The organism is Gloeomargarita sp. SKYB120, from assembly GCA_025062155.1.
Classification (GTDB): domain Bacteria; phylum Cyanobacteriota; class Cyanobacteriia; order Gloeomargaritales; family Gloeomargaritaceae; genus Gloeomargarita.
Genome location: JANXAM010000061.1, coordinates 1 through 3,648 on the forward strand (window position 1 = coordinate 1; position 3,648 = coordinate 3,648).

General features: G+C 57.6%; 4 protein-coding genes. 2 read left to right on the forward strand and 2 right to left on the reverse strand.

Annotated elements, in window-relative coordinates; genetic code table 11:
* Nucleotides 1-78: 78 nt before the first annotated feature.
* Both NZ705_12325 and NZ705_12330 read right to left on the reverse strand, forming a co-directional pair.
* Nucleotides 79-252 carry a hypothetical protein gene (locus NZ705_12325; protein MCS7293730.1) on the reverse strand — a complete coding sequence of 58 codons (174 nt, stop codon included), beginning with the start codon at nucleotides 250-252 and terminating at the stop codon, nucleotides 79-81.
* Nucleotides 249-1,055, reverse strand: a complete 807-nt coding sequence (locus NZ705_12330; protein MCS7293731.1) for a pentapeptide repeat-containing protein — start codon at nucleotides 1,053-1,055, stop codon at nucleotides 249-251. Before NZ705_12330 ends, NZ705_12325 begins: the two co-directional genes overlap by 4 nt.
* 212 nt (nucleotides 1,056-1,267) lie before the next feature.
* On the opposite strand from NZ705_12330, the gene NZ705_12335 reads away from it, so the two are divergent.
* Together NZ705_12335 and NZ705_12340 are read left to right on the forward strand one after the other, a co-directional pair.
* Nucleotides 1,268-3,112, forward strand: a complete 1,845-nt coding sequence (locus NZ705_12335; GenBank protein ID MCS7293732.1) for an NAD(P)H-quinone oxidoreductase subunit F — start codon at nucleotides 1,268-1,270, stop codon at nucleotides 3,110-3,112.
* A 16-nt stretch (nucleotides 3,113-3,128) separates the two neighbouring features.
* On the forward strand, nucleotides 3,129-3,648 hold a 520-nt coding region (locus tag NZ705_12340; protein ID MCS7293733.1), incomplete at its 3' end, for an NAD(P)H-quinone oxidoreductase subunit D4.

Here is a 3,648-nt window from a genome sequence, read left to right on the forward strand (position 1 = left end):
CGGCTGTAGGGAAGCAACTGCTGCACCGCTCGGCGGCGATAACTGACATCTGGCTCAACCAAGGTAATGGCCAATTGCTCAGGTGGCAAAACGACTGGTGAATTCTCCATCGCCGCACCCGAAAAATTGCACCTTGTTTTCAGGGGGATGCCAACTCTGTAAAGCCTGTTGATAGGTGGCTAAATCCTGAGCAAATTCGTTGGTATGCACCGCCCGGATGCGCTCAAAGGATTTTTTGGTTTCTCGGGTCACCGACTGGCTCCTGTAAAATCTGCTGTTTCTAGGTGCTTCACTCGTTGCAAGTTCGCATGTTTCAGAACCGTCGCTTGAAAATTGGCCTGTTCCACGTCGGCTCCCTGCAAATTGGCAAAACTCAAATCCGCGCCGGTGAAGTTACTGCCCTGTAAACGGCTGGCTTGTAGTTGCACACCGGTCAGATTGGCTGCCACCAGTTGCGCGCTCTGCAAGATGGCCCCCGATAAGTCCGCCGCAGCCAGATTGGCCTGCTGGAAACTTGCGCCGCTCAAATTCGCCCCAGCTAAGTTAGTACTGCTTAAATTAGCCTGGTCGAGAATGGCTCCCCGTAAATCAGCGCCTTGCAAGTCGGCCTGGCTCAAATTGGCTCCTGTTAAATCCGCGCCCCGCAAGTTGGCGCCCCGCAAGTCCAAGCCGCTGAGATTGCGACCCCGTAAGTCTGCCCCGTTGAAGGCACATTGACGACACACCTTCTGGCGGAGTTGCTGCTCAATCGTGAGCGCAGTTGGGCGTTCTAACCCTGGCCGAGAAATGAAGTGCCACCCGCTCCAACCCAGCACCAGTATTCCGAGCGGTACTAGCCAGGCGAACCGGCGCGGCGGGAGCTTACGGGATGCATGCAGCTCGGCGATGGCCTGGTGGATGTACTCGGAAGGAATCTGAGCGGCCTGCCCGGCTTCCAGAAGCTCGTTTACGGAGTAGCTGGGAAGTTGCCCCTGGGACTCCAGATGCAAACGGGCAGCCCGCCGGAAAATCTCCGCCGCCAAGTGCTCAGGAATACGATGCTGACTCGGTTCCATTGCGCTCGCGCTCCCGCACCCCTATTCTAGCCGGACGCCCCCCACCCGTAGATTGATAAGAAAAATTAACATCAGCGATTGCAAATTTTGAGCCATGCGCCCCTTCCCCTTGCTTCCGAAGGTCGTTATGGTGAAAAGCAGGGTTACTTTGTACTACCCTGGTCAAGCTCGGTATTTTTGTTGATCCCTGTCGTGTTCATTTGAGGTCGTCCATGCTGGCGTGGTTTCTGGAGTCGGTCTGGTTAGTTCCCCTTTACCCCTTCGTAGGGACGATTATTGCGGCGTTGTGGTTTCCTGGGATTATCCGGCGCACGGGGCCACGACCGGCGGGCTACTTCAACACGTTGATGACGCTGGTGAGTTTGATCCACTCGGGGCTGGCGCTGCTGGCACTCTGGAAGTACGAACCGCTGTATGTGCAGGTGCCCTGGCTGCAGGTTGCAGGCTTAGACCTAACGTTGCCGTTGGAGATTTCTAAAACTTCCCTAACGGCGCTCGTAGTCATTTTCTTGGTGAATTTACTGGCCCAGATTTACGGGTTTGGCTATATGGAGATGGACTGGGGCTGGGCCAGGTTTTACTCATTGCTGGCGTTTTTTGAGGCAGGGATGAGCGCACTGGCACTGTGCGACTCCCTGTTTTTTTCTTACATGATTCTGGAGATTTTGACGCTGGCGACGTATTTGTTGGTGGGGTTTTGGTTCCCGCAGCCGCTGGTGGTGACAGGTGCACGCGATGCATTTTTGACGAAACGAATTGGGGATTTGCTTTTGCTGATGGGGGTGCTGGCACTGTGGCCGCTGGCGCGCACCTGGAATTTTACGGAATTGGCCCAATGGGCGCAACAGCCGGAGACGATTGCCTATGCCCAGGCGCATCCGGGGATATTCCTGGCGGTGGGATTGGGGCTGCTGGCGGGGCCGATGGGGAAATGCGCCCAGTTTCCCTTTCACCTGTGGCTCGATGAAGCGATGGAAGGACCCTTTCCGGCAACCGTCCTGCGCAACTCGGTGGTGGTGATTACCGGGGCGTGGGTGCTGGTGAAACTGATGCCGGTTTGGTCGCTGTCGCCCGGCGCGATGGGCGTGATGGTGGGCGTGGGGGTGGCAACTGCCGTAGGCGCGTCAGCCATTGCCATTGCCCAGATTGATGTGAAACGCACCCTGTCCTATCCAGTTAGCGCTTACCTAGGGCTAGTGTTTATCGCGGTGGGGACAGGGCACCCGGATACGGCCCTGCTGCTGTTGCTGGTGTATAGCTTGACGGCGGGGTTGCCGGTGATGGCGGTGGGCAACATTGTCTGGAACTGCATTACCCAGGATGTGACGTTGCTAGGGGGCTTGTGGTCGCGGCGGCCCATCACGGGCTTGAGTTTTCTAGTGGGAATGGCCGGGCTGGTGGCGCTGCCGCCACTGGGCGGTTTTTGGGCGCTGATGCAATTGCTCAGTGATTTGGATTGGCAATCGCCGCTGCTGGTGGGGGTGGTGCTGCTGGTCAATGGCTTGCTGTCGTTTAGCTTTATGCGGGTGTTCTGCTTGATTTTTGGCAACCGGCCCAAGCAGATGAGCGAGCGGGCGCCGGAATTGCACTGGCCATTTATTCTGCCGATGACGGCGCTGGCGGGGGTGGTGCTGCACATTCCCCAGATACTGGCGGCGGTGGACTTGCTACCGGCCTGGCAAACAGATTGGGGAATTTTACTGACCCTGAGCACACTGTCGGGACTGACGCTAGCGGGAGTGGTTTACCTGAGTCCAGGGATTGCCAAGCCGGTGGTGTTGCCCTGGCGCAGCTTCCAAGATTTGCTGGCTTATGACTTGTACACGCCCCGTCTGTACAAAATGACCGTGGTGGGCCTGGTGGACCTGGTCTCGCGCATTACAGACCTGCTGGACCGCTACGTGGTGGATGGGCTGGTGAACCTGGTGGGCGTTGTGACCATCATCGGCGGCGAGACGCTCAAATACAGCACCTCCGGCAAGTTCCAGTGGTATTTGGTGACGATTCTGCTAGGGCTGAGCTTGGTCGTGGGTCTAGTGATTGTGACGTTGTCCTAGGGAGGAGGGCGCAGGCATGCTGAGTGTGTTGATTGCAGGGCCGGTCTTAGGGGGGGTGGCGGTGTGGCTGGTGCGGGACCCCCGGCAAATGCGACTGCTGGCGCTGGTGGTGAGCGGCTTGATGGTGGCCTGGGCAGGCATTTTGCTGAGCCGTTTCGATGTCACCCAGCCGGGGATGCAAATGCTGGAGACCTGGCCCTGGTTGCCGAATTTGGGGTTGAACTATCGCCTGGGCGCTGATGGGCTGGCAATCTCCCTGCTGGCGCTGAATGCCTTGATTAGCTGGGTGGTGATTTACAGCACGCCGGTGGAGGTGGAGCGCCCCCGTCTGTACTACAGCTTGGTGTTGTGGGCCAGCGCGGGTTTGGCGGGTGCCTTTGCCGCTCAGAATGTGTTGCTGTTTGTGCTGTTTTACGAGCTGGAGCTGGTGCCGCTGTATTTCCTGATTGGGATTTGGGGCGGGCCGAAGCGGGAGTATGCGGCGCTGAAGTTTTTGCTGTACACGGCCATTTCTGGAGTGTTGATTTTAATTGGTT

What these genes read in the sequence shown, in the direction of transcription:
- NZ705_12330 (MCS7293731.1), bottom strand. Translation starts at nt 1,055, where the DNA reads ATGGAACCGAGTCAGCATCGTATTCCTGAGCACTTGGCGGCGGAGATT.
- NZ705_12335 (MCS7293732.1), top strand. Translation starts at nt 1,268, where the DNA reads ATGCTGGCGTGGTTTCTGGAGTCGGTCTGGTTAGTTCCCCTTTACCCC.